The 25,622-nt window shown below is 64.0% G+C and carries 23 protein-coding genes; 13 read left to right on the top strand and 10 right to left on the bottom strand.

Annotated features, from left to right (window positions below):
* The 7 genes from ACU0B3_RS03250 (at nt 1) to phoB (ending at nt 7,324) form a co-directional block, all read left to right on the top strand.
* Nucleotides 1-1,032: an ATP-binding protein gene (locus ACU0B3_RS03250; protein ID WP_446259371.1), complete on the top strand. Its 1,032-nt coding sequence runs from the start codon at nt 1-3 to the stop codon at nt 1,030-1,032.
* 125 nt (nt 1,033-1,157) lie between these two features.
* Nucleotides 1,158-2,186: a substrate-binding domain-containing protein gene (locus ACU0B3_RS03255; protein ID WP_446259372.1), complete on the top strand. Its 1,029-nt coding sequence runs from the start codon at nt 1,158-1,160 to the stop codon at nt 2,184-2,186.
* A 90-nt stretch (nt 2,187-2,276) separates the two neighbouring features.
* Complete coding sequence (gene pstC / locus ACU0B3_RS03260; RefSeq protein WP_446259373.1) at nt 2,277-3,758, top strand: phosphate ABC transporter permease subunit PstC; 1,482 nt, start codon at nt 2,277-2,279, stop codon at nt 3,756-3,758.
* Entirely contained in the window at nt 3,758-5,086 is a 1,329-nt protein-coding gene (pstA, locus tag ACU0B3_RS03265; protein WP_446259374.1) for a phosphate ABC transporter permease PstA, read from the top strand. The genes pstC and pstA overlap by 1 nt, the downstream gene beginning before the upstream one ends.
* A 13-nt stretch (nt 5,087-5,099) precedes the next feature.
* Nucleotides 5,100-5,897 (top strand): phosphate ABC transporter ATP-binding protein PstB, encoded by a 798-nt coding sequence (gene pstB / locus ACU0B3_RS03270; protein WP_446259375.1) that lies wholly within the window; start codon nt 5,100-5,102, stop codon nt 5,895-5,897.
* A gap of 11 nt (nt 5,898-5,908) precedes the next feature.
* Nucleotides 5,909-6,631, top strand: a complete 723-nt coding sequence (gene phoU / locus ACU0B3_RS03275) for a phosphate signaling complex protein PhoU (protein WP_446259376.1) — start codon at nt 5,909-5,911, stop codon at nt 6,629-6,631.
* 3 nt (nt 6,632-6,634) lie between these two features.
* Entirely contained in the window at nt 6,635-7,324 is a 690-nt protein-coding gene (gene phoB, locus ACU0B3_RS03280; protein WP_446259377.1) for a phosphate regulon transcriptional regulator PhoB, read from the top strand.
* A 474-nt stretch (nt 7,325-7,798) separates the two neighbouring features.
* On the opposite strand, the gene ACU0B3_RS03285 is transcribed toward phoB, so the two are convergent.
* The 9 genes from ACU0B3_RS03285 to ACU0B3_RS03325 all read right to left on the bottom strand — a co-directional run bounded on the left by ACU0B3_RS03285 (nt 7,799) and on the right by ACU0B3_RS03325 (nt 17,508).
* The gene (locus ACU0B3_RS03285; RefSeq protein WP_446259378.1) at nt 7,799-8,689 is read right to left on the bottom strand and encodes a DMT family transporter; all 891 of its coding nucleotides are present in this window, start codon (nt 8,687-8,689) and stop codon (nt 7,799-7,801) included.
* Between the two features lie 3 nt (nt 8,690-8,692).
* Nucleotides 8,693-9,580: an NAD(P)-dependent oxidoreductase gene (locus ACU0B3_RS03290; RefSeq protein ID WP_446259379.1), complete on the bottom strand. Its 888-nt coding sequence runs from the start codon at nt 9,578-9,580 to the stop codon at nt 8,693-8,695.
* Between the two features lie 11 nt (nt 9,581-9,591).
* On the bottom strand, nt 9,592-10,479 hold the full coding sequence (locus ACU0B3_RS03295; protein WP_446259380.1) for a phytanoyl-CoA dioxygenase family protein: 888 nt from the start codon (nt 10,477-10,479) through the stop codon (nt 9,592-9,594).
* On the bottom strand, nt 10,479-11,306 hold the full coding sequence (locus tag ACU0B3_RS03300; protein ID WP_446259381.1) for a shikimate dehydrogenase family protein: 828 nt from the start codon (nt 11,304-11,306) through the stop codon (nt 10,479-10,481). The genes ACU0B3_RS03295 and ACU0B3_RS03300 overlap by 1 nt, the downstream gene beginning before the upstream one ends.
* Complete coding sequence (locus ACU0B3_RS03305) at nt 11,303-12,805, bottom strand: UxaA family hydrolase (protein ID WP_446259382.1); 1,503 nt, start codon at nt 12,803-12,805, stop codon at nt 11,303-11,305. The genes ACU0B3_RS03300 and ACU0B3_RS03305 overlap by 4 nt, the downstream gene beginning before the upstream one ends.
* A 118-nt stretch (nt 12,806-12,923) precedes the next feature.
* Nucleotides 12,924-13,856 (bottom strand): phytanoyl-CoA dioxygenase family protein, encoded by a 933-nt coding sequence (locus tag ACU0B3_RS03310; protein WP_446259383.1) that lies wholly within the window; start codon nt 13,854-13,856, stop codon nt 12,924-12,926.
* A gap of 1 nt (nt 13,857) precedes the next feature.
* Nucleotides 13,858-15,486: a TRAP transporter large permease gene (locus tag ACU0B3_RS03315; RefSeq protein ID WP_446259384.1), complete on the bottom strand. Its 1,629-nt coding sequence runs from the start codon at nt 15,484-15,486 to the stop codon at nt 13,858-13,860.
* 4 nt (nt 15,487-15,490) lie between these two features.
* The gene (locus ACU0B3_RS03320) at nt 15,491-16,351 is read right to left on the bottom strand and encodes a TRAP transporter small permease subunit (protein ID WP_446259385.1); all 861 of its coding nucleotides are present in this window, start codon (nt 16,349-16,351) and stop codon (nt 15,491-15,493) included.
* 131 nt (nt 16,352-16,482) lie between these two features.
* A complete protein-coding gene (locus ACU0B3_RS03325; protein WP_446259386.1) occupies nt 16,483-17,508 on the bottom strand; it encodes a TRAP transporter substrate-binding protein in 1,026 nt (341 codons plus the stop codon).
* 189 nt (nt 17,509-17,697) lie between these two features.
* Here ACU0B3_RS03325 and ACU0B3_RS03330 point away from each other — a divergent pair, with 189 nt between their 5' ends.
* Nucleotides 17,698-18,372: a GntR family transcriptional regulator gene (locus ACU0B3_RS03330; protein ID WP_446259387.1), complete on the top strand. Its 675-nt coding sequence runs from the start codon at nt 17,698-17,700 to the stop codon at nt 18,370-18,372.
* 206 nt (nt 18,373-18,578) lie between these two features.
* On the opposite strand, the gene ACU0B3_RS03335 is transcribed toward ACU0B3_RS03330, so the two are convergent.
* Nucleotides 18,579-19,454 carry an NAD(P)-dependent oxidoreductase gene (locus tag ACU0B3_RS03335; RefSeq protein WP_446259388.1) on the bottom strand — a complete coding sequence of 292 codons (876 nt, stop codon included), beginning with the start codon at nt 19,452-19,454 and terminating at the stop codon, nt 18,579-18,581.
* A 158-nt stretch (nt 19,455-19,612) separates the two neighbouring features.
* On the opposite strand from ACU0B3_RS03335, the gene ACU0B3_RS03340 reads away from it, so the two are divergent.
* From ACU0B3_RS03340 to ACU0B3_RS03360, 5 genes are read left to right on the top strand one after another with little or no spacing between them, the layout of a single operon-like run.
* Entirely contained in the window at nt 19,613-20,371 is a 759-nt protein-coding gene (locus tag ACU0B3_RS03340; protein WP_446259389.1) for an SDR family oxidoreductase, read from the top strand.
* Entirely contained in the window at nt 20,368-22,167 is a 1,800-nt protein-coding gene (locus tag ACU0B3_RS03345) for an IlvD/Edd family dehydratase (protein WP_446259390.1), read from the top strand. The genes ACU0B3_RS03340 and ACU0B3_RS03345 overlap by 4 nt, the downstream gene beginning before the upstream one ends.
* A 9-nt stretch (nt 22,168-22,176) precedes the next feature.
* Complete coding sequence (locus ACU0B3_RS03350) at nt 22,177-23,022, top strand: fumarylacetoacetate hydrolase family protein (RefSeq protein ID WP_446259391.1); 846 nt, start codon at nt 22,177-22,179, stop codon at nt 23,020-23,022.
* Nucleotides 23,015-23,971, top strand: coding sequence for a 2-hydroxyacid dehydrogenase (locus ACU0B3_RS03355; protein WP_446259392.1), 957 nt, complete (start codon nt 23,015-23,017; stop codon nt 23,969-23,971). Before ACU0B3_RS03350 ends, ACU0B3_RS03355 begins: the two co-directional genes overlap by 8 nt.
* The gene (locus tag ACU0B3_RS03360; protein WP_446259393.1) at nt 23,968-25,065 is read left to right on the top strand and encodes a mandelate racemase/muconate lactonizing enzyme family protein; all 1,098 of its coding nucleotides are present in this window, start codon (nt 23,968-23,970) and stop codon (nt 25,063-25,065) included. The genes ACU0B3_RS03355 and ACU0B3_RS03360 overlap by 4 nt, the downstream gene beginning before the upstream one ends.
* Nucleotides 25,066-25,622: the final 557 nt, after the last annotated feature.

Below are 25,622 nucleotides of genomic sequence, written 5' to 3' on the forward strand. Positions count from 1 at the left end.
ATGGCCGAGGACCGCGCCCCTCAGCTCCTCGAGGCGTTGCCCGTCGCGGCGCTGTTGATCGGGAGCGGGGAGCGGATTGACCACGCCAACGCCACCGCGCGGCAAATCCTCGGGGACAGCATCGTCGGGCGGCACTTTATCACCGCGCTGCGCCAACCGGCGATCCTGAGCGCGATCGAGGCGGTGTTTCGCGGCCAGCCCCGGCAGGTCTGCGGCTTTCGCGGCAGCGACGGGGTGCATGACGTCTCGTACGAGGCGACCGTCGACGCGCTGTGGGACGGTCTCGACCGGCAGGTGATCGTGTCGTTTCAGGACACCACGCCGCTGCAGCACGCCGGCCAGATGCGCCGCGACTTTGTCGCGAACGTCAGCCACGAGCTGCGCACGCCGCTGACCGCGCTGATCGGCTATATCGAAACACTGCAGGGTCCGGGCAAGGACGACCCGCGCGCCGCCGAGCGGTTCCTGGGGCGGATGGCGGACGAGGCGGACCGGATGAACCGGCTGATCGCGGACCTGCTCTCGCTGAGCCGGGTGGAGGAAGACCAGCGCGTGCGCCCGACGGACAGGGTCGAGCTGGGCGGTCTGGTGCGCACCTGCGCCGAGCGGCTGGAGGGCAAGGCCGAGGCGGCCGGCGTCGCGCTGACGCTCGATCTGCCGGGCGTGCCGGTGACGGTGCGGGGCGATGCGGGGCAGCTGAGCCAGCTGCTCGACAATCTCGTGGAGAACGGGATCAAGTACGGCGGAGCCGCCGTCACGGTCTCCTTGACCGAGCCGAAAACGCTGCCCGCGCTGCGCGCAAAAGGGGTCGCTCTGACGGTCGCGGACGCAGGGCAGGGCATCGACCCGCTGCACCTGCCGCGCCTTACCGAGCGATTCTACCGCGTCGATGACCACAGGGGCCGCGAGGTGGGCGGAACGGGCCTTGGCCTTGCCATCGTCAAACACATCGTCACCCGCCACCGGGGACGGCTCAAGATCGACAGTGTATTGAAAGAAGGGACAAAATTCGTTGTCTCGCTGCCTGTCTAGGCACTCTGCACACGCTTTCTGCGACTGTCATAAAACTGTTACCAGCCTGTCACAAAAGCATAGCGTGGCGCGCCTAGTCAGGCGCCAGAGCCGTCGTGGGGACGGCTGTAACCTATGAGGACTTCATGACCTTTGTGAAACTGAGCGCATCCGCCCTTGCCATGGCTGCCATGGCCACCGCCGCCTCCGCGCGCGACCAAGTGCAGATCGCCGGCTCGTCGACCGTGCTGCCCTATGCCTCCATCGTGGCCGAAGCGTTCGGCGACAACACCGACTTCCCGACACCGGTCGTGGAATCGGGTGGCTCCTCGGCTGGCCTCAAGCGCTTTTGCCAGGGCGTCGGCACCGAGCACACCGACATCGCGAACGCCTCCCGCGCGATCCGCGAAAAAGAGATCGCCGCCTGCGCCGAGAATGGCGTGACCGACATCATCGAAGTGCGCATCGGCTATGACGGCATCGTCTTTGCCTCGCAACAAGACGGCCCGGCCTTCACCGCCTTCACCCAGTCGGACATCTTCAACGCACTGGCACCGAAGGTGATGGTCGACGGCGAGCTGGTCGACAACCCGCACACCATGTGGTCGGACTTCAACGCCGATCTGCCGGACGCCGAAATCCTCGCCTTCATCCCGGGCACCAAGCACGGCACGCGCGAAGTCTTCGAAGAGAAGGTGATCGCAGTCGGCTGTGAAGAGACCGGCGCGATGGAAGCCATGATGGCCGCCGGCATGTCCGAGGACGACGCCGAAGACGCCTGCCTCGAAGTGCGCACCGACGGCAAGTCGGTCGACATCGACGGCGACTACACCGAGACGCTGGCCTCGATCAATGCCAACCAAAACGCCATCGGCGTCTTTGGCCTGTCGTTCTACGAGAACAACACCGACACGCTGAAAGTGGCCACAATGGGCGGCGTTGCGCCCTCGACCGAGACGATTGCAGCGGGTGAATACCCGGTGTCGCGTCCGCTCTTCTTCTACGTCAAGAAAGCGCACATCGGCGTGATCCCGGGCCTCAAGGAGTACGTCCAGTTCTTTGTGGCGGACGAGATTGCCGGCCCGGATAGCCCGCTGGCGACCTACGGCCTCGTGTCGGACCCCGAGCTTGCCGCGACGCAAGCGATGGTGGCTGCCGAAGAGACCATGAACTGATCGCATAAGTGATCTCGAAGGGCGGCGCTGCGGCGCCGTCCTTTGCTGTACTTTCACCACACTTCTTTCACCGACAATTCCGGGGGTCCGATGCCGCTCTTTTGGCTCTTTGTGATCGTGCTGGCGATTGCTGCCGCAGGCTACGTGCTGGGCCAGTCCCGCGCGCTTTCCGCAGCTGGCGGATCGCGACGCAATCTGCACTCGCTGCCCAGCTATTACGGCGCCAATGTGGGCCTCAAGGTGCTGGTCCCGGCTTTTGGCGTGATGATCGTCTGGCTGCTGGTGCAGCCTTTGGTGATCGACCGCAGTGTCTCGGGCATGATCCCGCAGGAGAACATTGCCGAAGGCGCGAGCCGGGGGCTGGTGATGGCCGAGGTGGCCCGCACCGCCGAAGGGCTGCGCGGCGCGGTGGACGCCGGTGTGATGAGCGCCGAAGAGGCGCGGACCATCCGCACGGACGACGCCGACGTCACGCAAATGCTGCGTGATGCGGGGCAGGTCGTGACGTCGGACGTGACCCAACCGATCCTGAGCGCGGCGCAGCGGTATAACGTGCTGGCAAACCTCGGCGGCTGGCTGATGACGGCGCTGGTGCTGGTCGTGGCTCTGGCCGGCGCGCTGATCGCGCTGCGCGAGACAGCGCCCGACTTTCGCGCACGCAACGTCGTGGAGCGTGGGATCAAGGCGCTCTTGATCGGCGCGGCCTCGATTGCGATCTTGACGACCATCGGCATCGTGCTGTCTTTGGTGTTCAACACCGTCGAATTCTTCCGCCTCTATCCTGCCGCCGAGTTCTTTTTCGGCACCGAATGGGCGCCGTCGTTCTCGGGACGGGGCGGGTCTTCGGAGCTGGGTGTGATCCCGCTTCTTTGGGGGACGCTCTACATCTCGATCGTGGCGCTGGCCGTGGCTGTGCCGATCGGGCTCTTTGCCGCGATCTACCTCAGCGAATACGCAGCACCCAGCGTGCGTGCGGTCGCCAAGCCGATGCTCGAAGTGCTCGCCGGCATTCCCACCATCGTATACGGCCTTTTTGCCCTGCTCACTGTCGGGCCGCTCCTCGTCAGCGTCTTTGGCGCGAACGGCGCGCTTGGGGTCGACTGGATGGGTGGTGGCCGGGCCGTCATCACCGCGGGCCTCGTGATGGGCATCATGCTGATCCCCTTCGTGTCGTCCCTCAGTGACGACATCATCAACGCCGTGCCGCAGGCGATGCGCGACGGCTCCTATGGCCTCGGCGCCACCAAATCCGAGACGATCAAGCAGGTGATCCTGCCCGCCGCCCTGCCGGGCATCGTGGGGGCGATCCTGCTGGCCGCCTCCCGCGCCATCGGCGAGACGATGATCGTCGTGCTCGGGGCAGGGGCGGCGGCGCGGCTCGACCTCAACCCGTTCGAGGCGATGACCACCGTGACGGCCAAGATCGTGAGCCAGCTGACGGGGGACAGCGACTTTGCCTCCCCCGAGGCGCTTGTCGCCTTTGCGCTGGGGATGACGCTCTTTGTGCTGACCCTCGGCCTCAACGTCCTCGCGCTGCACATCGTGCGCAAATACCGGGAGCAATACGACTGATGTCTGATGCCAGCATGGAAGGCGCCGGCGCGCGCAAGCACGGCTCGTTGCACACCATCGACCGCCGCACCGCCAAGCGCAACGCCGCCGAAAAGCGGTTCAAGTACTACGGCATGGCCGCCATCGCCATCGGGGTGTTCTTTCTGGTGGTCCTCGCCGTCTCGATCGTGCGCTCGGGCCTGCCCGCGTTCACGCAGACGGTGGTCAAGATTGACTTTGTCCTCTCGCAGGAAGAGTTCGATACCGCCGAGGGCACGCTTTTCAAGACCGCCGCGTACGAGGGGTACTTCAACGCGGCCCTCGTGAACCGCCTGACCGAGCGCGGTATCGAGGTCGCCTTTGACGAGGACGTGGTCGAGCGCCTCCTGGGCAAGACCGGCGGCACACTGCGCGAATTCTACCGCGCCAACCCCGATCAGATCGGGGAAGAAGTGGAGTTCGAGCTCTCGACCTCCTCCCGTGTGGACGGCTACTTCAAAGGCCGCGTGACGCGCGACAACATGGAGGACAGCCGGTTCCTGATGCGCACGGACCTCGACCTCGTAGACGCGCTCGCCGAGGCCGGGATCATGGTGCAGGCGTTCAACTGGAACTTCATCACCGGCACCGACTCGGGCGTGGACAACCCCGGCGGCGCGGGTATCGGCGCGTCGGTGATCGGGTCCTTCTTTATGATGCTGGTGGTGCTGATCCTGTCCCTGCCGATTGGCGTGGCCGCCTCGATCTACCTCGAGGAGTTTGCCCCGCAAAACCGGTTTACGGATCTGATCGAGGTCAACATCTCGAACCTCGCCGCCGTGCCGTCGATCGTGTTCGGGATCCTCGGTCTGGCGGTCTTCATCCAGTTCATGCACTTGCCGCAATCGGCGCCGCTGGTCGGCGGGCTGGTGCTGACGCTGATGACGCTGCCGACGATCATCATCTCGACGCGGGCGTCATTGAAGGCGGTTCCGCCCTCGATCCGCGATGCGGCGCTCGGGCTGGGCGCGTCCAAGATGCAGGCAGTGTTCCACCACGTGCTGCCGCTCGCCGCACCCGGCATCCTGACCGGCACCATCATCGGCCTCGCGCAAGCGCTTGGCGAGACGGCGCCGCTTTTGCTGATCGGCATGGTCGGGTTCGTGGCGCGCGGCTATCCCGACGGGTTCGTGGCCGGCTTCACCGATCCGAACTCCGCGATGCCGGCGCAGATCTACACCTGGGCGAGCCGGGCCGACGCGGGTTTCTATGAAAAAGCGTGGGGCGGCATCATCATCCTGCTGCTGTTCCTCCTGACGATGAACATCATCGCCATCATCTTGCGCCGCCGGTTTGAACGGCGCTGGTAAGGAGGCTAGAGCCATGAACGACATGCGACTGATCGAAAGGGGCACCGCGGTGACGGATACCAAAATCTCCGCCAAGGGCGTGCAGGTCTATTACGGCGACACCCACGCCATCAAGGACGTGGACGTCGACATCGAAGACAAGACCGTGACGGCCTTTATCGGGCCCTCTGGCTGCGGCAAGTCCACGTTCCTGCGCTGCCTCAACCGGATGAACGATACGATCGACATCTGCCGGATCGAGGGCGACATCGCCATCGACGGCGAGGACATCTACGACGCGTCCGTCGACCCGGTGCAGCTGCGCGCCAAGGTCGGGATGGTGTTCCAGAAACCCAACCCCTTCCCCAAGTCGATCTACGACAACATCGCCTACGGTCCCCGCATCCATGGCCTGGCCAAGAACAAGGCCGAGCTCGATGAGATCGTGGAAAAGGCGCTCCGCCGCGGGGCGATCTGGGACGAGGTCAAGGACCGCCTGACCGCGCCCGGCACCGGCCTTTCGGGCGGGCAGCAACAACGGCTCTGCATCGCGCGTGCAATCGCGACCGAGCCCGAAGTGCTGCTCATGGACGAGCCGTGCTCCGCGCTCGACCCCATCGCAACCAGCCAGATCGAAGAGCTGATCGACGAGCTGCGCCAAAGCTATTCGGTGGTGATCGTCACGCACTCGATGCAGCAGGCGGCGCGGGTCAGCCAGCGCACGGCCTTCTTCCACCTCGGCAACCTCGTGGAATACGGTGAGACCGGCAAGATCTTCACCAACCCCGAAGACAGCCGCACCGAAAGCTACATCACAGGCCGGATCGGGTAGGGGCAGGGCTCATGGAAAACCGTCATATCGTTTCGGCCTTCGACCGCGACCTCGAGGCCATCCAGGCCTACATCATGAAGATGGGCGGGCTCGTCGAGGCGTCGATCACCGACGCCGCCACCGCGCTCGCCGCCCGCGACGAGGAGCTGGCCGAGGCCGTCCGCACGCGCGACAGCGCCATCGACGAGCTCGAGGAGCGCATCAACGAAGAGGCCGCCCGCGTCATCGCCCTGCGCGCGCCCACCGCAATCGACCTGCGCGTCATCCTCAGCGTGATGAAGATGTCGTCGAACCTCGAACGCATCGGCGATCTGAGCAAGAACATGGCCAAGCGCACCGGTGTGCTGGTGCAGCTCAAGACCGTGAATGGCACGACGTCATCGCTCAAACGCATGGCGCGCGAGGTCGAACGGATGCTCAAGGACGCGCTCGACGCCTACATCCAGCGCGACGTGGCGCTGGCCGAGGACGTGCTCGAGCGCGACGCGGACATCGACCAGATGTACAACGCGATGTTCCGCAACTTCCTGACGCATATGATGGAAGACCCACGCAACATCACCGCCTGCATGCACCTGCATTTCATCGCCAAGAACATCGAGCGGATGGGCGATCACGTGACGGCAATCGCCGAGCAGGTGATCTTTCTCGAGAGCGGCGAAACTCCGTCGGACCGGCAGAAAAAGGACCTGACCTCGACCGAGGCGGCGCTCCCCAAAGGCGCGTTGGACTAAGCCATGTCAGCCCCGCAACCGCGCGTTCTGGTGGTCGAGGACGAGGCCGCGCAGCGCGAGATCCTCAGCTACAATCTCGAGGCCGAAGGGTTCGACGTGATCGAGGCCGCGTCCGGTGACGAGGCGCTTCTGACCATCGACGAGGAGGCGCCCGACCTGATCCTGCTCGACTGGATGCTGCCGGGCGTGTCGGGGATCGAGATTTGCCGCCAGATCAAGTCGCGGAGCGCCACGCGCGGCACGCCGGTCATTATGATCTCCGCCCGCACCGAAGAGGTCGACCGGGTGCGTGGTCTCGAGACTGGCGCAGATGACTACGTCGTCAAGCCGTACTCCCTCGTTGAGCTCATGGCCCGCGTGCGCGCGCAGCTGCGCCGGACCCGGCCAGCAACGGTGGGCGAACGGCTCGAGTTCGAGGACATCGTGCTCGACGCCGAAACGCACCGCGTCACGCGCCACGACGCCGAGCTCAAGCTGGGCCCGACCGAATTTCGCCTCCTCAGCACCTTCATGGAGAAACCGGGCCGCGTCTGGTCCCGCGAGCAACTGCTCGACCGCGTCTGGGGGCGCGAAATTTACGTCGACACCCGCACCGTGGACGTGCACATTGGCCGCCTCCGCAAGGCGCTCTGTCAGCACGGCGGCAACGATCCGCTGCGCACCGTGCGCGGAGCTGGCTACGCTCTGGGGTGAGGTCGGGCAAGGACCGTAAGCGCTACGCCCGGTCACTGGTTATTGCCGACATCCTGACTGCGGTGCCTCTCGCAGGTAAATGGCGTTTCGCTGTGAAGTAGGCGACCTTCAACCAAACAACCGCTCGCCTAACTCAAAGCACCCGCCTGACAGGAACTGTCAGGCCGCGCCGTCCCGCCCCCCTGGGGCGGCGCGTGAAATTCAGTACCGCGTATTTCAAGAAAAATCGGTCGCTTTAGGATTGTCTTCCGCCCGCTATAGGACGTGTTGCTTGGGGTATCTTGCTCGCCACCAGTAACCTTGCCGCGTCACCAGCAGCGTCATCTCCGACAAGATGCCTCCGCCACACCATGCCTTCTTAGCACTACAGTCTCAGCCAGACTTTCCCGGCATTAACCTTAACGCGGCAGTGCCCACCTTACTAATAAGGTGGACACTGCCGAAACTGGTTAACTTCCAACAACAAACAACGCCTCACCCGCCCGCAACCTGCCGCCGCTTCCAGATGATCAGCCCCGACACCACGATCACGCCAGCCCCCACCAGCGTCGCCGCATCCGGCACATGCCCGAAAACGACCACCCCGGCGAGCGTCAGATAAAGCATGAACGAATACGTATACGGCATCAGCGCATTCGCCGGCGCATAGCTGTGCGCGCGGGTGTAGACTTCATGCCCCGCCCAGCCCCAAAAGCCCAGACCCACCATCAACGCCCATTCGAGCAACGTCTCCGGCCAAACCCAGGTCCACACCGCAAAGGGCAAGAGCACCAGCGTGCCGATCACGCCCATATAGACCTGCATCGTCTCCGCCGCGACCACACCCGACAGCTTGCGCGTGATGATCGAATAAAGCGCGAGCGCCGCCGCGTTGTGCAGGCTCAGCAGCATCGCCCAGTGAAACGCCGCGCCACCCGGCCGGATCACGATCAGCACTCCGGCGAACCCCAGACAGATCGCGAACCAACGCCACGGCCCGACCCGCTCCCCGAGCATCGGCCAGGCGAGCACACAGACAATCACGGGCGCAGAGAACATGATCGCCGACGTGATCGACAGCGGCAGATACGTCAGCGCGATAAAATTGAACGCGGTCGAAGCCACCAGCAGGTACGTGCGCAGCAGCACCCAACCGAGATGCGTCGTCTGAAACCGCTCCCATGTCCAACCGCCGCGCCCGATCAGCGCCGTCGAGATGATCCCATGCCCGAGATAGCGCATGAAACTGAGCTGCAGCGCGGCCAGCCCCGAAAGCGTCAGCCACTTCACCGACGTGTCGATACAGGCAAAAAAGAGGTACGCCGCCAGGATCATCCCGATCCCGAGCGGCGCATTGTCCGAGGTCGCGCGCGCGGCGACCGCCATGGCTCAGCCTTTGGCGCGCGAAGCGAAGAAGTCGACCATCTTCGGCACCATCTCTTCGCTGCGGCCTTGCTCCATCGCGGATCTCAGCGCCGTCAAAGGCGCCTCCGACATGACCGAGGCAAAACCCGCGTCCTCACACATTTTGGCGTAGTATCCAACGTCTTTGGCGGCGTTCTTAATGCTGAACGCGAGCTTTGAATCGTCCCCCTCAAGGCCATACGCCGCGATGAAATCCATCATCCCGTTGTGCAGCGGCCCGGCGGCGATCACGTCATACATCATCTTGCGATCAACGCCCGCGACGTCCGCCATGGCAAAGGCTTCGGCCATGCCATTGGCGATGCACTGCGCGAAAAAGTTGTTGATGAGCTTGATCGTATGCCCGCTGCCGAGCGCGCCAAGGTGAAAGACGTTTTCGCCCAGATCATCGAGCACCGGCTTGACCTGATCGTAGGTCGCCTTGTCGCCCGAGCACATCAGATTGAGCAGGCCATCGACCGCATGACTCGGCGTGCGCCCAATGGGACAGTCGAGCATTTGCGCGCCGGTCGCCGCGACCTCGTCTCCCAAAACCCGCGTCGAGCCGGGCAGGGAGGTGCCAAAGTCGATCACCACCTTGCCCGCTGCAAGGCCCGCGATCACCCCTTCCGGGCCGCGCATCCGCGCCTCGACGTTGTCGGTCGTATCGACACAAATCATCGTGATATCAGAGGCTTCCGCAACGGCCTTCGCGCTTGTCACTTCGGTCGCGCCACGTGCGACAGCCGCATCGACCGCCTCGCGCGAGCGGTTGGCGATGACGGTCAATGAATAGCCGAGCGATTGCAGGCGTCCGACCATGGCGGCGCCCATGAGGCCGAGGCCGATAAAGCCGATGGTGGGTTTCGACATGGGAATTCTCCTTATTTCACAACATCAAAGGCGCGTTTCTTCAGGCCTTTTTGAATTTCGTAGATCGAGATCGGCACGTCCGGCTGCGGCTGCGGAATGCGGATCGGGATGTCCTTGAGCCGAGGCGTGATGGTCGGCTCGCCGCAGAGCATGCGGGTGTTGTAATCCTCGATCCCGTCCCAGCGCGTCATCGACCCCATGATCGGAAAGGCGTCGGCGGCCATCATCTCGTAGAACAGGATCCGCCGCGCGCGGGTGGACGTGTTAAGCGAGGAGCCGTGCAAGGCGCGGCCATGGTGGATCGACAAAGAGCCCGCAGGACCAACGAGTTGCACGGCGTCCTTCACGTCAAGGCCATGGTCCTCGGGCAGCATCGCACCGGCAAAGACACCGTCGACATGGTGGTCGTAGACGGGTCCTTTGTGCGAGCCGGGAAAGACTTGCAGCGGGCCATTCTCGGGTCCCATGTCGTCGATCAAAACTCCGATGGCGAGGATGTCGTCGTTGGTGTGCGGGTAAAAGGCGTAGTCCTGGTGCCACTCCACCGCTGCCCCGTAACCCGCTGATTTCATGTTGAGTTTCGAGGTATGCAGCCGCAAGTCCGGTCCGATCAGATCGCGCGCGGGCGCAAGGATCAGGTCGTCGTACATGAGCTCGCGGAAGACATCCGAGATGGTGTGCGGCAGCTTGATGCGCCGCAGGCGCGGGTCCTCGGGCGTATGGCTGTCCTCGAGATCGAGCCTGTCGTTGGAGGCGGTCAGAGCACGAGCTTCGTCTTCGAACCGGCTGATTTCATTGTGCAAACGGGTCAGCCACTCAGGCGGAAGACGTTCGGGCAGGACGATGCATCCGGTCTCGTTGTATTGGTCGATCTGCGCTTGGGTCAGTGTTTCGGGCATCAGCGGGGCTCCAAGGCGGCAAGTTTCGGGAAGATGGCCTCGGCGTCGACCGCAAGGCCGGTGTAGGCCGCAAAGGAGCGGATCGCCATGTGCCGGAACAGGTCGAACCCCGTCAGGATTTCCAGACCAGCGTCGCGGGCTGCGGTCAGGAACGGGGTCCAGACCGGCGTATAGACAGCGTCAAACGCCCATTTCGGCGGGTCGTTCGTCAGCGTGAGCCAGTCAAACGCGTTGCCGGGGTAATCCGCCATGCCCAGCGGCGTACAGTTGACCAGCCCGTGGTCCCAGTTGCATTGAATGGTCAGGTGCGCCTGCGTAAACGCCAACGCGCCGGTGCGGCGCGCGAGGTCCGCGGCGCGGTCAGTTTGCGTGTCATAGACACCAACATGTGCATTGGGGTGTTTCAAAGACATCAACGCGGGCACCACGGCTTCGGCCACGCCGCCTGCGCCCATGACTGTGACATCGCCAACGGCACCACTGCCCATAACGGCCAAAAAGCCCGTGTAATCCGTGTTGTATCCGGTAATCTTCTCGTTGAACACAAGCGTGTTCGCTGCGCCCAGATGCGCAACCTCGGCCACCATCCCGTCGCCTGCCATTGTGCGGGCATGGGTTTTCCACGGGTGGGTCACGGTCACTCCGGTCCACCCCTCCGCACGGGCCTTGTCCACGGTGGTGGTGAAATCGAACCCGGGCGCCTCGGCCGTGTCGATCAGCGTCCAGTCGAACGACCATCCGGCCTCGGCGCACATGATCTCCAGTGCTGCCGGCAGCCGGGTGCGCGAGATATGCGCGCCGATCAGACCGCCTCGCAGGGTGCTCACATCGTGGCTCCGATCTGCCAGGGCACGAACTCGTAGTCGCCAAGGCCCTGCGCCTCGGACTTGGACATCTCGCCGGACGCCACGCGGAGGAAGAGGTCGTAGAGCTCGCGCCCTTTCTCCTCGAGCGTGACGCCGCCCGTGAGCATTTCGCCTGCGTTCACGTCCATGTCTTCGGTCATGCGGGTGAACATTTCGGTGTTGGTGGCGACCTTGATCGTGGGGGCGGGTTTGGAGCCGAAGGCGGAGCCGCGCCCGGTGGTGAAGCACACAAGGTTGCACCCGCCCGCGATCTGGCCGGTGACCGAGGCGGGGTCATAGCCGGGGCTGTCCATGAAGGTGAAGCCGGTCGCGCGCACCTCTTCGGCGTATTTGTAGACGCCGGTGAGAGGGGTCGTGCCGCCTTTGGCTGCTGCGCCGAGCGATTTTTCGAGGATGGTTGTCAGTCCGCCCGCCTTGTTGCCGGGGGAGGGGTTGTTGTCCATCGAGCCGCGGTTGCGGGCGGTGTAGTCCTCCCACCAGCGGATGAGGGAGACGAGTTTTTCGCCCACCTCGGGAGTGGCGGCGCGGCGGGTGAGGAGGTGTTCGGCGCCGTAGATTTCCGGCGTCTCGGCGAGCACGCCCGTGCCGCCTTGCGCGACCAGGAGGTCGCAGGCGTAACCGAGCGCCGGGTTGGCGGTGATCCCGGACCAGGCGTCCGAGCCGCCGCATTGCAGCGCGACCTTGAGCGCGGAAGCCGGGCAGGGCGTGCGGGTGGCGGCGTTGGCCAGCGGCAGCATCGCCTCCACCTTGGCGATCCCCATCTCGATCGTGCGGCGCAGGCCGGCGACGTTCTGGATGTTCATCGTCTGGAAAAGCGGGCCTTGCTTGAGGCCGTAGGCGTCGAGGAGCCAGTCGATCTGGTTCATCTCGCAGCCAAGACCCACCATCAGCACGCCGGCGTGGTTGGGGTGTTTGGCGTAGCCCCACATGACGCGCTGGAGCGCTTCGAAGCCTTCACCGTCGCCCGCCATGCCGCATCCGGTGCCGTGCACGAAGGCGACGACGCCGTCGACATTGGGGTAGGCTGCGAGCCTTTCGGCGGTGAAGTGCGCGGCGATCTGGCGGGCGGCCGTGGCCGAGCAGTTTACCGAGGTGACGATGGCAATGTAGTTGCGCGTGCCGACTTTGCCGTTTTCGCGCTGGTAGCCCATGAAGGTGTCGCCGGAGGCGGGGGCGACGGGGCGCAGGTCGGTGCCGAATTCGTAATCGGCATCGGTGTTGCGGAATTCCACATTGTGCGTGTGCACGTGATCGCCGGGCGCGATGTCGGTCGCGGCATAGCCGATGATCTGGGCGTATTTGCGGATCGGCTCACCTGAGCGATGGGCGCGGGTCGCGATTTTGTGGCCCGAGGGGATGAGGCCGGTTGTGGCTGTGTCCTCGACCGGGTGGCCGGCCTCGAGGGCGCGGATCGCGGTCACCACGGTATCGGCGGCATCAAGGCGGATCGTGTCGGGCATGGTTCGGCTCTTGGGTCGGGGGATGGGTGCAAGCACCCATCCTACGGGTTTGTTTGAACGTGAACACCCATCCTACGGGGGTGGCGCTGGATATGTAGGATGGGTGATTTCACCCATCCTAGGCGCAGGCGGGGGCGTCGCTTTGCCAGCGGTGAATTTCGATATGCGGCTGCGTGCTGAGGTGGGTGCGCGCGTCCTCCCACATGGATTTCCACGCGCGCCAGTCGGTCAAGACGGGCTGCGTCTGCGAACGCGCGACAAAGTCCGGGAAATGCGCGCGCCCGGTCGGCGCCCCGGTCACATTGTAGCGCAGATCGAAGGACCAGCGGAAATCGCGCGTGCCGTTCGGCAGCGAGGCGTGCGGGGTGAGCGGGTGAAAGATCACCGCGCCTCCGGCTTTGACCGGGAGCGGCACAGCTTCAGACGGGTCGACATAGCCGTCGGCGATGGCCGTCTGTTTCTTGGGGCAATGCGGCAGCATGCCGCCCGCGCGGGGCAGGACCTGCAGGCAGCCGTTGTCGGTCGTTGCGTCGGTCATGGCGAGCCAGACGGTGACCATGCGCGTGTCGTCCGCCTCGGCATGGGCAACGGCGCGGTCCTGATGCCAGTCGGTCGCGGTCACGTGGGGGCGGATCTCGGCCTCGCGCAGAGCGGGGGCAGGCGGCTTGATGCGGAGGTGCTGGATCGGGTTCGAGGTGATCTCGGGCCCGATCAGCGCCTCGACGAGGTCGAGCACGCGGGGCGACGTGACCATGTCAAAGACCGCCGGGCCAAAGTGGAACGGCGTATCCGGCGTGATCTGGTCCCCCGGCAGGGAGATGTCGAGCGCCTGGAACCAGTCGCAGCCGGCCTCGTAGCTGGTGCGCAGCTGCTCCCAGAACCCTGTCACGTCCGCAGGAACCCGGCCCTCGGCCACCCACGCAGCGTAGAGCGCCGCCATCAGCGTGCGGTATTCGGCGTGCACTGCGGCAAGCCTGTCCGGTTCGAGCACGTCCTCGACCACCAGGTAGCCCTGGCGGTCGAAGGTTTCGATCTCAGCGGTGCTCAGCATGTCAGAGCAGCAGCGTGACGATGTTCGGCCAGATCAGCAGAACAGACAGCGCGCAGATCTGGATGCCGATAAAGGGCAGGAACCCCTTGAAGATGTCGGTCAGCGAGATGTGCGGCGGCGCCACGGATTTGAGGTAGAAGGCGGCCGGTCCAAAGGGCGGCGACAGGAAGCTCACCTGCATGTTCATGCAGAAGACCACGCCGAACCAGATCGCCACATGCCGCGGCTCGAGCTGGCCGATGAACCCGATCTCCTCGATCGGGAGCGCGCGCACGATGGGCAGGAAGACCGGGATGATCAGCAGCACAATCCCGACCCAGTCCATGAACGCGCCCATGAAGAGCAGGATCAGCATCATGAAGAGGATGATCGCCATCGGCGCCAGGTCCGTGCCGAGGATAAAGCTCGCCACAAAGGTCGGACCGCCCGCGATGGTGTAGGCGCCTGCAAGCGCGGTCGCGCCGATGGTGACCCAGATGATCGTGCCGGTGGAGCGCAGCGTGCGCATCAGGCTGTCCCACACGAGCTCGAAGGAGGCTTCACCCCGCATGATCGCGATCACCAGCACGGCAGCTGCGCCCATGCCCGCGGCTTCGGTAATGCCGGTGATGCCGCCGTAGATCGAGCCCATCACCACACCGATGATCACGATGGGCGGGACAAGCCCCTTACCCAGCGACCAGCCCCGCGCGGTCCGCGCCCTGCCGAAAAGGCCAAACGCCAGACCGACGAACACAACCGACAGGATGCCGAGTGTCACGGCGTGCGAGGGAGTGCCGAGGGCAATCGGATCGACCCCTTCGACAACCGCGTTCTGGCCAGTGACGGTGAAAAAGAGCGCCCGCAGGAACAGCGCCACCGCAAACCCGGCCGCCACCACGTTGAGGAAGGCGAGGAACAGCATGCTTTTTTCCGCGCCCTCCGGCTCACCCGGGACCGGCTCGGGCAGGGGGGCATCCTCGGGACGCAAGCGGGTGCGGATGACGATGTAGATGATGATGAACGTCGCCAGCATGAAGCCGGGGATGAAGGACGCGGTGAAGAGCGCCTTGATCGACGTCTCGGTGATCAGGCCGTAGATGATGAGCACGATCGACGGAGGGATCATCGTGCCGAGCGAGCCCGACGCGCAAATCGTGCCGATGGCCAGGTTCTGGTTGTACCCCAGCCGCAGCATCTGCGGCAGCGCGATCAGGCCGAGCAGCACGACTTCACCCCCGATGATCCCAGACATCGCCGCCATGATCACCGCCATGATGGAGGTGACGATGGCAATCCCGCCACGCGTCCGGTTGAGCCAGACATTGAGCGAGGAGTACATCTCCTTGGCGATGCCCGAACGCTCGAGCAGGGCCGCCATAAAGATGAAGAGCGGGATCGAGATCAGCACGTAACTCGTCATCACGTCGCCGTAGATGCGCTGCGACAGGATATTGAGCGGACCGCTCCCGGGCCTGCCAGTCAGAAACCCCTCGCCCCACAGCGTCAGGTCGGTGAGCAGCGCAGGCTCGAACTTCATGAAAAGGACCGCAACCGCCATGAAGGCCGAGGCAAACCCGAGCGGCATGCCGATCGCGAGCAGCACGATCAGGCCAAGCATCAGGACGATCGAGATGGTTCCGATATCCATGGCCCTATCCCTTCTTCGGTGTGTTCTGGGATGTGCGCGCCACATCCTGATCCCCGACGCCCGCGTCGCCAACGGCTGCGCGCAGCTTGGCGATTTCGTCGGCATCCGGCTCGTCGGGTCCGTGCACCACATGCCCCATGTTCCAGTCGGAGATGAGGTTGATCACCGCCTGCAGCGCCACCATCGACACGATGATCAGCACGAGCGGCTTGAGGGTCGCCGGGATGGGCGGGTCAAAGACGGTGCCAAACGTCTCCCAGCGGTAGAATTTGTCGAAGGCTTCGCCGTAGCCGCCGTAGACGAGGAAAAACGCAAAGAGCACGATGAGCGTCGTCGAGATCACGTCAAAGATGTGCTGGCACCACCGCGGCACGACATCATAAAGCAGCACGATGCGGATATGGCTGCGCTGCTGCATGGCGTAGAGACCGGCCGTCATAAAGACAAAGCCCGCTAGCCACAGCGACAGCTCGTTCGCCCAGAGCGTCGGACGCTCGAACACGTAGCGCAGCACGACCTCGTAGAGCATCACCGAGGTCAGCAGCACCACCAGCATCATGGTGATCCGCCCCATGAAGACCGAGACGCGGTCGATCGCGCGCCAGCTTTCGAACTCCATCGCCGCCCGCTCGACGGTCATGACCCCGAGGACAAGGAAGATCGGCACGCAGATCAGCGCCAGCCAGTCGACGATGTCGGCGTAGCCGCCAAAGAGACCTGCGAGGTTTGGGGTGACATCGATCCGGTTGAACAGGGCAGAGAGCTTGTCGTATTGCGACGGATCACTCGGCGGCGCCCAGCTGAGGGTAAAGGCAGGCACATGCCACGTCACCCAGCCTGCGCAAAAGATGAATGCCAACGGCATGAGCCATTCTTTCAGGCTCCCGGATGAGGCTTGCATGGCTCATCTCCCCCAATACTGCGTGCAAGATTTCTGCAAAACCAGACAAAAACGGGCGGCGCACAAAGACGCCGCCCGCTTTGAACCGGTCCGGCTTAGTTGGACACGAGGCCCAGCTGGCCGAGATACGCCAGGTGGCTTTCAACAAGCGCCTTGGCTTCGGGCGTGTCTGCAAACTCACCCCAGGCCGACTGCGCCGCATCGCGGAACTTCTGCAGCTCTTCCGGCGCCCACTGGCTCAGCGTCACGCCCTGCTCACGCAGCTTGGCCGCCGCTTCGGCGTTGGCCTTTTCGAACGTCAGAGCGGTGCGGAGCGCGAGCGCCTCCATGGCAACCTTCATGATCTTCTGGTGGTGCGCAGGCATCGCGTCAAAGACCGCCTTGTTGCACGCCAGGTGGTCCGACGGCATCGAGTGGAAGCCGGGGAAGTTGGCGTGGCCCACGATGTCGTAAAGACCAAGGCCAACGTTGTTCGCGAGACCCGACGCGTCCGCGCCGTCGATGATGCCGGTTTCCAGCGCGGTGAAGATCTCGGTGAAGTCCATCACGATGGGCGAGGCGCCCAGCTTTTCAAAGATGATGGTCTGCATGCCCGGGGGCGAGCGGAATTTCCAGTCCTTGAAGTCTTCGACCGTCGCGATCGGCTTGGACGAGGCAAAGCTCTCCTGGCCGTAGACCCACCACCCGATCAGCTCCATGCCGTACTTGTTGTAAAGCGGCGCAGCGGCTTCGCGACCACCGCCAAAGTAGAGCCAAGAGAGCTGCTGGTAAGGCGTGTCGTAGCCACCCATGATGTCGCCCACAAACTGGAACGCGGAGTTCTTGCCGGTCTGGTAGCCGCCGCCCGTCATGTCGCAGTCGAGAATGCCCGTCGCAGCCGCGTCAAAGGTCTCGACCGATTTCACGACCGACGAGGAGAAGAACGCCTCGATGGTGATCTCGCCGTTCGACATCTCCATGACGTCGTCGAAATATTGCTGAGCCAGCTGGCCAGACACGGTTTCCGGCGCGTAGTGCGTCTGGATGCGAAGCGTGGTGCTGGAGTGCCCGTCGGCCAGTGCGCTGAATGCGGACGCGCCAACAAGGGCTGCCGCGCAGACGGCAGTCTTCAATGCTTTCATGGTATCCTCCCATACATTTCAAGCGATCAGCGGCGCGTTGCCCACGCCGTCACGGTGTCGCTAACATCGATCAAAACATGCCCTCCCGCGCCTCGCAAGGAATTTGTTGGATTGCCCAGAATTTCGAGATTTTGTTGAAATTGCAAAATTTCTGTGCAGGCTGAGTGCACCAAGGGATGGAATATTGGGATGGATGGAGGATCTAGTGGGCGGCGGTCTGACCCGGTCTCGGAGCTGCGCGATGCGCTTGTCTGCGGGGTCTATCCGCACGGCGCCAAGCTCAAGGCGGACGTGCTGGCGCGCGACTACGGCTGCTCTGCCAGCGCGCTGCGCGAGGCGCTCTTTCGCCTCTCGACCGAGGGGCTCGTGGCCTTTCGCGACCAGCGCGGTTTTCGCGTGCCGGAGGCCAGCCCGGCGCTGCGCCACGACATCACCCAGACCCGCATCTTTATCGAAGAGCAAGGCGCGCGCCTGTCGATCCGCCGCAGCAACGTCGCGTGGGAGGCGCGGCTGACGGCAGCGCATCACAAGCTCAGCCACCTCGAGAGCCGGCTCGAACGGGCGGAGGCGACGGACGCGGTGTTCCAGATGTGGGTGGCGGGAGAGCAGGAGTTCCACCAGACGCTGATGGACAATTGCGGCTCACCGATCTTGCTCGCCCTGCACCTCGGCATCTACCGCCGCTTCCGCCAACAGATGATCGCCCACGACCGCGGGTTCGAGCATCTCGTCGACAACCGCGGCCAGCACCAGGAGATCCTGCAGGCCGCTCTGGCCGGGGATGAAGCGCGCATCTGCACCGCCATCCGCACGCATCTCGGAAGGCACCTGACCGCTCCGATCCCTGAGTCGCGGGAAGTCTAAGGATTAAAGAAAATGCGGAGTCTGGGAGCACACGCCGACCCGCGGGGTGGCGCATCGCGCCGCCCGTTTTGCCTGAGGCAAACCTTCGGTTTGACGGGGGCGGGTCATGCCACAGGCATGCCATCGGCATGACGCGGCCTGAAAGTGCCTGTCAGGCGGGCGCTTTGAATTGAGAGGGTCGTGAAGAGTGTCTCGCGAGCACGCGACTAGCTTTTCTGCCTTTCAAGAAGTTCGAGAAACAGCCCAGAGTGATCTCTGTCCGCCCCGTCCATCTGATGCACGAAATGGTGGAACCGGTCTCGCACGCCTTGCACCTCGGGCAACGCGAGCCCCAGACCCGCCGCCTCGTGCAGCACATTGTCCAAATCCTTGAGCTGCAGCTTCGAAAGGCCCCCCGGCTCGAAATCGCGATTGCTCATCCGCGCGCCGTGCTGCTGTAGGATGGTGCTATCCGCAAAGCCGCCCTTGAGCGCGTCGCGCACCGCGCCCGGATCGGCGCCACCTTTCTCGAGCAGCAGCATCGCCTCGGCCACCACCCCGATCGTGACCGCGACGATCGCCTGATTGGCCAGTTTCGACAGCTGCCCCGATCCCGTCGGACCCACGTGCATGGGACGCCCCATGGCGCCCAGCATGCTTTCGACCGCCGCAAAGGTCTCTGCGTCGCCGCCTGCCATGATCGCCAGGCTCGCGGCCTCCGCGCCCTTGGTGCCGCCCGAGACCGGCGCGTCGATCAGCGCAACGCCCGCCCCGCTCAGCGCCTCGGCCTGCGTGCGCGCTTCCTCCGGTTTGGCCGAGCACATGTCGACCCAGACCTGGCCCGCGCTCAGCGCGCCCGCGACGTCCGCCATCACCGCCCCCGTGGTCGGCCCGTCCGACAGGATCGACACGATGATCTCCGCCCCGCGCACGGCGTCCAAGGCGCTCTCCGCCACCTTGCCGCCCGCGTCCGCCACGGGCGCCGCCTTGGCAGCCGTGCGGTTCCAGGCGGTCACGTCGTGCCCGGCACGCACCAGGTTCACTGCCATATGCGCGCCCATCAGCCCGGTCCCGAGAAAGGCGATCTTGCGGGGCTCTGCCATCAAAAATTCTCCCTCCGCTTGCGCTAACGAAATGCGCGCTCTACCCATACCGTGATCAAACCGGGGAGGAAGGTCAATGCGCGCAGGCCGGACACGCGCCGCGCCACGCCACCATCCCTTATTGGACCCGGGCATTTGCAGAACAAAGGAAAATTCATATGGCAGAACGTCTTAGCGGCAAAAGATGCCTCGTGACCGCCGCCGGTCAAGGCATCGGACGCGCCTCTGCACTCGCCATGGCAGCCGAAGGCGCGGAGGTCTTTGCCACCGACGTCAACGCCGAGGCGCTTGAGTCGCTCGCGGCAGACGGGGCAGGGGCCATCACCACATTTGCCCTCGACGCGCGTTCGGCCGACTCGATCAAATCGGGCGTCGAGAGGGCCCAGCCGGACGTGCTCTTCAACTGCGCAGGATTCGTGCACCACGGCACCGTCCTCGATTGCACCGACGACGAGTGGGACTTTGCGTTCGACCTCAACGTGCGCTCGATGTTCCGCACCATTCAGGCGGTGCTTCCCGGCATGCTCGAGCGCGGCGGCGGCTCGATCATCAACATGTCCTCGGCCTGTTCGTCGATCATCGGCGCGCCCAACCGCTTTGTCTACGGCACGACCAAGGCGGCGGTGATCGGGCTCACGAAATCGGTGGCGCTCGACTTCATCCAAAAGGGCATCCGCTGCAACTGCATCTGCCCTGGGACCGTCGAAAGCCCCTCGCTCGAAGACCGCCTACACGCGCTCGGCGAGCAGGTCGGCGGTTACGAGGAGGCCCGCAAGCAATTCGTTGCGCGCCAGCCAATGGGGCGCATCGCCAAGGCGGAAGAAATCGCCGCTCTGGTGGTCTACCTCGCCTCGGACGAGAGCGGTTTCACCACGGGACACCCCCACATCATCGACGGAGGCTGGTCGGGCCAATGACGAAAAAGATCGGTATCGAGGACCTGCGTTCCCGTAAGTGGTTCATGAACCCGGACAACCCGGAAATGACCGCGCTTTATCTCGAGCGCTACCTCAACTACGGCCTCACCCGGGCCGAACTGCAATCGGGCAAGCCGATCATCGCGATCGCCCAGACCGGCAGCGACCTCAGCCCCTGCAACCGCCACCATATCGAGCTCGCCAAGCGCGTGCGCGACGGCATCGTCTCGGCGGGCGGGACCTGCATCGAAGTGCCCGTGCACCCGATCCAGGAAACCGGCAAACGCCCAACCGCGATGCTCGACCGCAACCTCGCGTACCTCAGCCTCGTGGAATCGCTCTACGGCTATCCCATCGACGGCGTCGTGCTGACCATCGGCTGTGACAAGACCACGCCCGCGCTCCTCATGGCGGCGGCGACCGTGAACATCCCGGCCATCGCGCTTTCCGTCGGCCCGATGCTCAACGGCTGGTTCCGGGGCGAGCGCACAGGCTCCGGCACCATCGTCTGGAAAGCCCGCGAGATGCACGCCGCTGGCGAGATCGATGACGACGGCTTCATGGAGCTTGTGGCCTCGTCTGCCCCTTCCGTCGGCTATTGCAACACGATGGGCACGGCGACCACGATGAACAGCCTCGCAGAGGCGCTCGGCATGCAACTGCCCGGCTCCGCCGCCATCCCCGCGCCCTACCGCGAGCGGGCGCAGATGGCCTACGAGACCGGACGCCGCGCCGTCGAGATGGTGTGGGAGGACCTGCGCCCCTCCGACATCATGGACCGCCGGGCGTTTGAAAACGCCATCGTGGTGAATTCGGCCATCGGCGGCTCTACAAACGCGCCGATCCATCTCAACGCCATCGCCCGCCATCTGGGGGTGCCGCTCGACAATGACGATTGGCAAAAACTGGGTCATCACATACCCTTGCTGGTCAATCTTCAACCCGCAGGTGAGTACCTGGGCGAGGACTATCAACGCGCCGGCGGCGTCCCTGCGGTGGTGGGTGAGCTGATGCGCAATGGCCTCCTGCCGCACCCGGGCGCCCAGACGGTGAACGGCGCGACCATGGGCGACAACTGCCAAGGCGCCGAGATCGAAAATGGCAAGGTGATCAAGACAGTAGAGAGCGCTCTTAAAGCGGAGGCTGGCTTCATCAATCTCAAAGGCAACCTCTTTGACAGCGCGCTGATGAAGACGTCAGTGATCTCCGAAGAGTTCCGCACCCGCTACCTGGAAAATCCGGACGACCCCAACGCGTTCGAAGGCCGCGCGGTCGTGTTCGACGGGCCCGAAGACTTCCACCATCGCATTGACGACCCCTCGGAAGCCATTGATGAGACGTGTATTTTGTTCATGCGCGGAGCAGGGCCCAAAGGTTACCCCGGGGGCGCCGAAGTGGTGAATATGCGCGCGCCCGCCTACCTTCTGAAGAAAGGTGTGCACGCCCTCCCATGCGTTGGCGACGGGCGCCAGTCTGGGACATCCGGCTCACCATCGATCCTCAACGCCTCGCCCGAAGCGGCCGACAACGGCGGTCTCGCGCTATTGCAGACCGGCGACCGCGTGCGCATCGACCTTGGCAAATGCACAGCTGACATGCTCGTCCCGACGGACGAGCTTAAGAAACGCGCAGAAGCCCTTGAAAACGCAGGTGGATACGCCGTCCCGGACAACCAGTCCCCGTGGCAGGAATACTTCCGCAGCCTCGTCGGCCGGTTCGACGAAGGCATGACGCTCAAGGGTGCCACAGATTACCAAGACATCGCGCGCAAGGGCTTGCCGCGCGACAACCACTAGGAGAAAGCCATGAAACTTGTGCGGTACGGCGAGGCCGGAGCAGAAAAACCGGGCCTGATCGACGCGGACGGCGTGCTAAGGGACCTGTCCGAACACGTGCCTGATATCACCGGCGCAACCCTTGGCGACGGCGCGCTCGACGCGCTGCGCGCCCTCGACACCAGCGCTCTTCCAAAGGTGGCCGGCTCGCCCCGCATGGGGCCGTGTGTGGGCGACATCGGCAAATTCCTTTGCATCGGGCTCAACTATTCCGACCACGCCGCCGAGACCGGCGCCGACATCCCCGAGCATCCGATCCTGTTCTTCAAGGCCAATTCCGCCATCGTCGGAGCAAACGACACCGTCGTCATGCCCCGCGGATCAACCCACACCGACTGGGAGGTCGAGCTTGGCGTCGTGATCGGCACCGAAGCGAAATATGTGAGCAAAGAGAACGCCTTGGATCACGTCGCCGGCTACTGCGTCGTCAACGATGTCTCCGAACGGCACTTCCAGACCCAGCTCACCGGCCAGTGGACCAAGGGCAAATCCTGCGACACGTTTGGCCCGACCGGCCCTTGGCTCGTGACCCGTGACGAGGTCGGCGATCCGCAGAACCTCGCCATGTCGCTCGACGTGAACGGGACGCGCATGCAGACCGGCAACACGAACACGATGATCTTTACCGTCGCCGAAATCATCGAGCATCTGAGCCATCTCTTCACGCTGCATCCGGGCGACGTGATCACCACCGGCACGCCTCCGGGCGTCGGCATGGGGATGAAACCGCCCGTTTACCTCAAGGCGGGCGACGTGATGGAGCTGACCATCGAAGGGCTCGGCACGCAGCGGCAGGACGTGGCAGCCGATGCCTGATCTTTTTGTCATCGGCGGCATCACGGACGCGATGCGTGCACGTCTCGAAACGGCGTTCACCATCCATATGGCCAGCGACATGGACGATCCCGAAGCCTGGCTCGACGCCAACGGGGCAGGGATCGCGCATGTGGCCACCAACGGCCACGACGGCGTCAAGCGCGCCTATACGGACCGGCTCCCGGACCTCAGGATGATTTCGTGTTACGGCGTGGGGTACGACGCCATCGACACGGACCTCTGCCGGGAGCGGGGCGTGGTGCTGACCCACACGCCAAATGTGCTGAATGCCGAGGTCGCCGCCACGACCCTTTTGCTGATGTTGATGTGTTATCGCAATGCCTTACACGACGAAGCTCATGCAAGATCAGGCGCCTGGGAGCGGGACGGCAATGCGCCTTTGTCCCGCTCTGCCGAAGGCCGCAAGGTCGGCATCCTCGGCATGGGACGTATCGGACAGGAGATCGCACACAAGCTCGCGCCGTTCGATGCAGACATCTCCTACCACAGCCGGTCCAAAAAGGACGTGCCGTACACTTATGTCAGCGATCTCAAGGAGATGGCGCGCGACGTTGAAGTGCTGATCTGCATCACGCCGGGCGGTCCGTCTACGGAAAAGCTGGTGAACGCCGAGGTGATGGAGGCACTGGGACCCGAGGGTCTGCTCATCAACGTCTCCCGCGGCTCGGTCGTCGATGAGGCGGCCATGATCGACGCGCTGCAAAGCGGGAAGCTGGGGATGGCCGGGCTCGATGTCTTTGAGCAAGAGCCGCACATCCCGGACGCGCTCAAGGCGATGTCGAACGTCGTGCTCCTGCCGCACGTCGGCTCCGCGACCGTTGAGACACGCGCCGCGATGGGATCACTTGTGGTCGATAACCTCCTGAAACACCTCGAGGATGGCGGCGCCATCAGCCCCGTCCCGGAATGCGCGGACATGGTGACGTGAGCCGAATCGTCTCGGTCGAGGCGCGGCTTTTCAATGTGCCGCTGGATGAAGTGCTGGTGGATGCCAAACACGGCACCCACACGCATTTTCACCTGATCACGGCGACCGTCACGCTCGAAAATGGCCTGACCGGCACCGGCTACACCTACACCGGTGGGCGCGGAGGCGAGGCGGTGCTGGCGATGATCCGGCACGATCTCGCGCCGTTCTTGATCGGGCAGGCCGCGGAGGACGTCGAGGCGCTGAACGAGGCCATGTCCTGGCACATGCACTACGTGGGGCGCGGCGGCGTGCTGAGTTTTGCCGTCTCGGCCGTCGACATCGCGCTTTGGGATTTGCGGTGCAAGGCCGCCGAAAAGTCGCTCTGGGCGATGACTGGTGCCGCGTCAAAGACGTGCCGCGCCTATGCGGGCGGGATCGACCTGAACTTTACCCTCGACCGCCTTTTGGCCAATGTTCAAGGATACTTGGACGCCGGGTTTAATGCGGTCAAAATCAAGATCGGAAAGCCGGATCCCGCGCAGGATCTGGAGCGCATCGCCGCCGTGCGTGATCTGCTGGGACCGGACCGTCCCTTTATGGTTGACGCGAACTACGCGCTCACCCCGGAGGCCGCGATTGCGCTTGCCAAGGGCTTTGCCGATCAGAACATCTTTTGGTTCGAGGAGCCGATCATTCCCGAAGACCTCGCCGGGTACCGCAAGATCCGCGACGCGGTCGATGTGCCTCTGGCTCAGGGCGAGAACCTGCACACCAACGAGGACTTCGACGCCGCACTCGCGAGCGACACGCTGACATATCTGCAGCCCGATGCCTCCAATTGCCTTGGGATCACCGGCTGGCTCAGAGCCGCCAAGGGTGCCAAGGCAAAGGGGATCGAGATTTGCAGCCACGGGATGCAGGAGCTGCACGTCAGTCTCGTGGCCGCTCAAGCGCATGGCGGCTGGCTCGAGGTTCATTCCTTCCCGATCGATCACTATACCACGCGTTCCTTGACGCTGGACGGGCAGGGACGGGCGATTGCGCCCGATGAGGTCGGGATCGGGGTGACGTTCGACTGGGACAAGCTCGCGCCGTTCGAGGTGGTTTCGTAGCCCCGAAGGCATCGCCAGGATCACGACGAAATGGTGCACAAGGCGCTGGAACACGTCGAAACTATGGCGCGCGTGTTGCAGGCGTCAAAGCAAACGCGCAGACCGCACACATTTCCTGCAAGGTCTGCGCAATGCCTGATTTCTGAGCAAAGCACAATTATCCAATTTTTTCAAATGTCTAAATTGAGAACTTCACAGGTTACGTGAGGCAATGTAGCGTGTTTGTGGCCCTGCACAATTTGCGGTCACCCGATGCGCAGTTTTCGCAAAATGGTCTGATTGCCCGCGCAACACCGCCGCGAAACACGGTCACAACAGCGCCGTCGCACCGAGTATGTGCGGCTGCACGAGGGACCCAGGCAACTGGCGTGCAAGACGAGTGGAGGATGACTTCCGACATGACAGATTGGCGCAGCGCGGGCGTGGACACGAGTATGTGTGACCACTCCGGCCATGGTGCAACAGGCACGCGCCGCCGTACCGATCTGCCTGACCGTCGCGGTCGTCTGAATGCGTGTGCGAGTATGTGCAAGCAGGTTTGTGTGGTACGAGTGCAA

Source organism: Pseudaestuariivita sp. (assembly GCF_052825805.1).

Bases quoted from the DNA above. Each gene is read 5' to 3' on its own strand.
- ACU0B3_RS03325 (WP_446259386.1), bottom strand. From the start codon at position 17,508: ATGAAAGCATTGAAGACTGCCGTCTGCGCGGCAGCCCTTGTTGGCGCG.
- ACU0B3_RS03350 (WP_446259391.1), top strand. From the start codon at position 22,177: ATGAAACTTGTGCGGTACGGCGAGGCCGGAGCAGAAAAACCGGGCCTG.
- ACU0B3_RS03315 (WP_446259384.1), bottom strand. From the start codon at position 15,486: ATGGATATCGGAACCATCTCGATCGTCCTGATGCTTGGCCTGATCGTG.
- pstA (WP_446259374.1), top strand. From the start codon at position 3,758: ATGTCTGATGCCAGCATGGAAGGCGCCGGCGCGCGCAAGCACGGCTCG.
- ACU0B3_RS03345 (WP_446259390.1), top strand. From the start codon at position 20,368: ATGACGAAAAAGATCGGTATCGAGGACCTGCGTTCCCGTAAGTGGTTC.
- phoU (WP_446259376.1), top strand. From the start codon at position 5,909: ATGGAAAACCGTCATATCGTTTCGGCCTTCGACCGCGACCTCGAGGCC.
- ACU0B3_RS03305 (WP_446259382.1), bottom strand. From the start codon at position 12,805: ATGCCCGACACGATCCGCCTTGATGCCGCCGATACCGTGGTGACCGCG.
- ACU0B3_RS03250 (WP_446259371.1), top strand. From the start codon at position 1: ATGGCCGAGGACCGCGCCCCTCAGCTCCTCGAGGCGTTGCCCGTCGCG.
- ACU0B3_RS03335 (WP_446259388.1), bottom strand. From the start codon at position 19,454: ATGGCAGAGCCCCGCAAGATCGCCTTTCTCGGGACCGGGCTGATGGGC.
- ACU0B3_RS03290 (WP_446259379.1), bottom strand. From the start codon at position 9,580: ATGTCGAAACCCACCATCGGCTTTATCGGCCTCGGCCTCATGGGCGCC.
- pstB (WP_446259375.1), top strand. From the start codon at position 5,100: ATGAACGACATGCGACTGATCGAAAGGGGCACCGCGGTGACGGATACC.
- ACU0B3_RS03320 (WP_446259385.1), bottom strand. From the start codon at position 16,351: ATGCCGTTGGCATTCATCTTTTGCGCAGGCTGGGTGACGTGGCATGTG.
- ACU0B3_RS03285 (WP_446259378.1), bottom strand. From the start codon at position 8,689: ATGGCGGTCGCCGCGCGCGCGACCTCGGACAATGCGCCGCTCGGGATC.
- ACU0B3_RS03310 (WP_446259383.1), bottom strand. From the start codon at position 13,856: ATGCTGAGCACCGCTGAGATCGAAACCTTCGACCGCCAGGGCTACCTG.
- ACU0B3_RS03340 (WP_446259389.1), top strand. From the start codon at position 19,613: ATGGCAGAACGTCTTAGCGGCAAAAGATGCCTCGTGACCGCCGCCGGT.
- ACU0B3_RS03255 (WP_446259372.1), top strand. From the start codon at position 1,158: ATGACCTTTGTGAAACTGAGCGCATCCGCCCTTGCCATGGCTGCCATG.
- ACU0B3_RS03330 (WP_446259387.1), top strand. From the start codon at position 17,698: ATGGATGGAGGATCTAGTGGGCGGCGGTCTGACCCGGTCTCGGAGCTG.
- ACU0B3_RS03355 (WP_446259392.1), top strand. From the start codon at position 23,015: ATGCCTGATCTTTTTGTCATCGGCGGCATCACGGACGCGATGCGTGCA.
- phoB (WP_446259377.1), top strand. From the start codon at position 6,635: ATGTCAGCCCCGCAACCGCGCGTTCTGGTGGTCGAGGACGAGGCCGCG.
- ACU0B3_RS03295 (WP_446259380.1), bottom strand. From the start codon at position 10,479: ATGCCCGAAACACTGACCCAAGCGCAGATCGACCAATACAACGAGACC.
- pstC (WP_446259373.1), top strand. From the start codon at position 2,277: ATGCCGCTCTTTTGGCTCTTTGTGATCGTGCTGGCGATTGCTGCCGCA.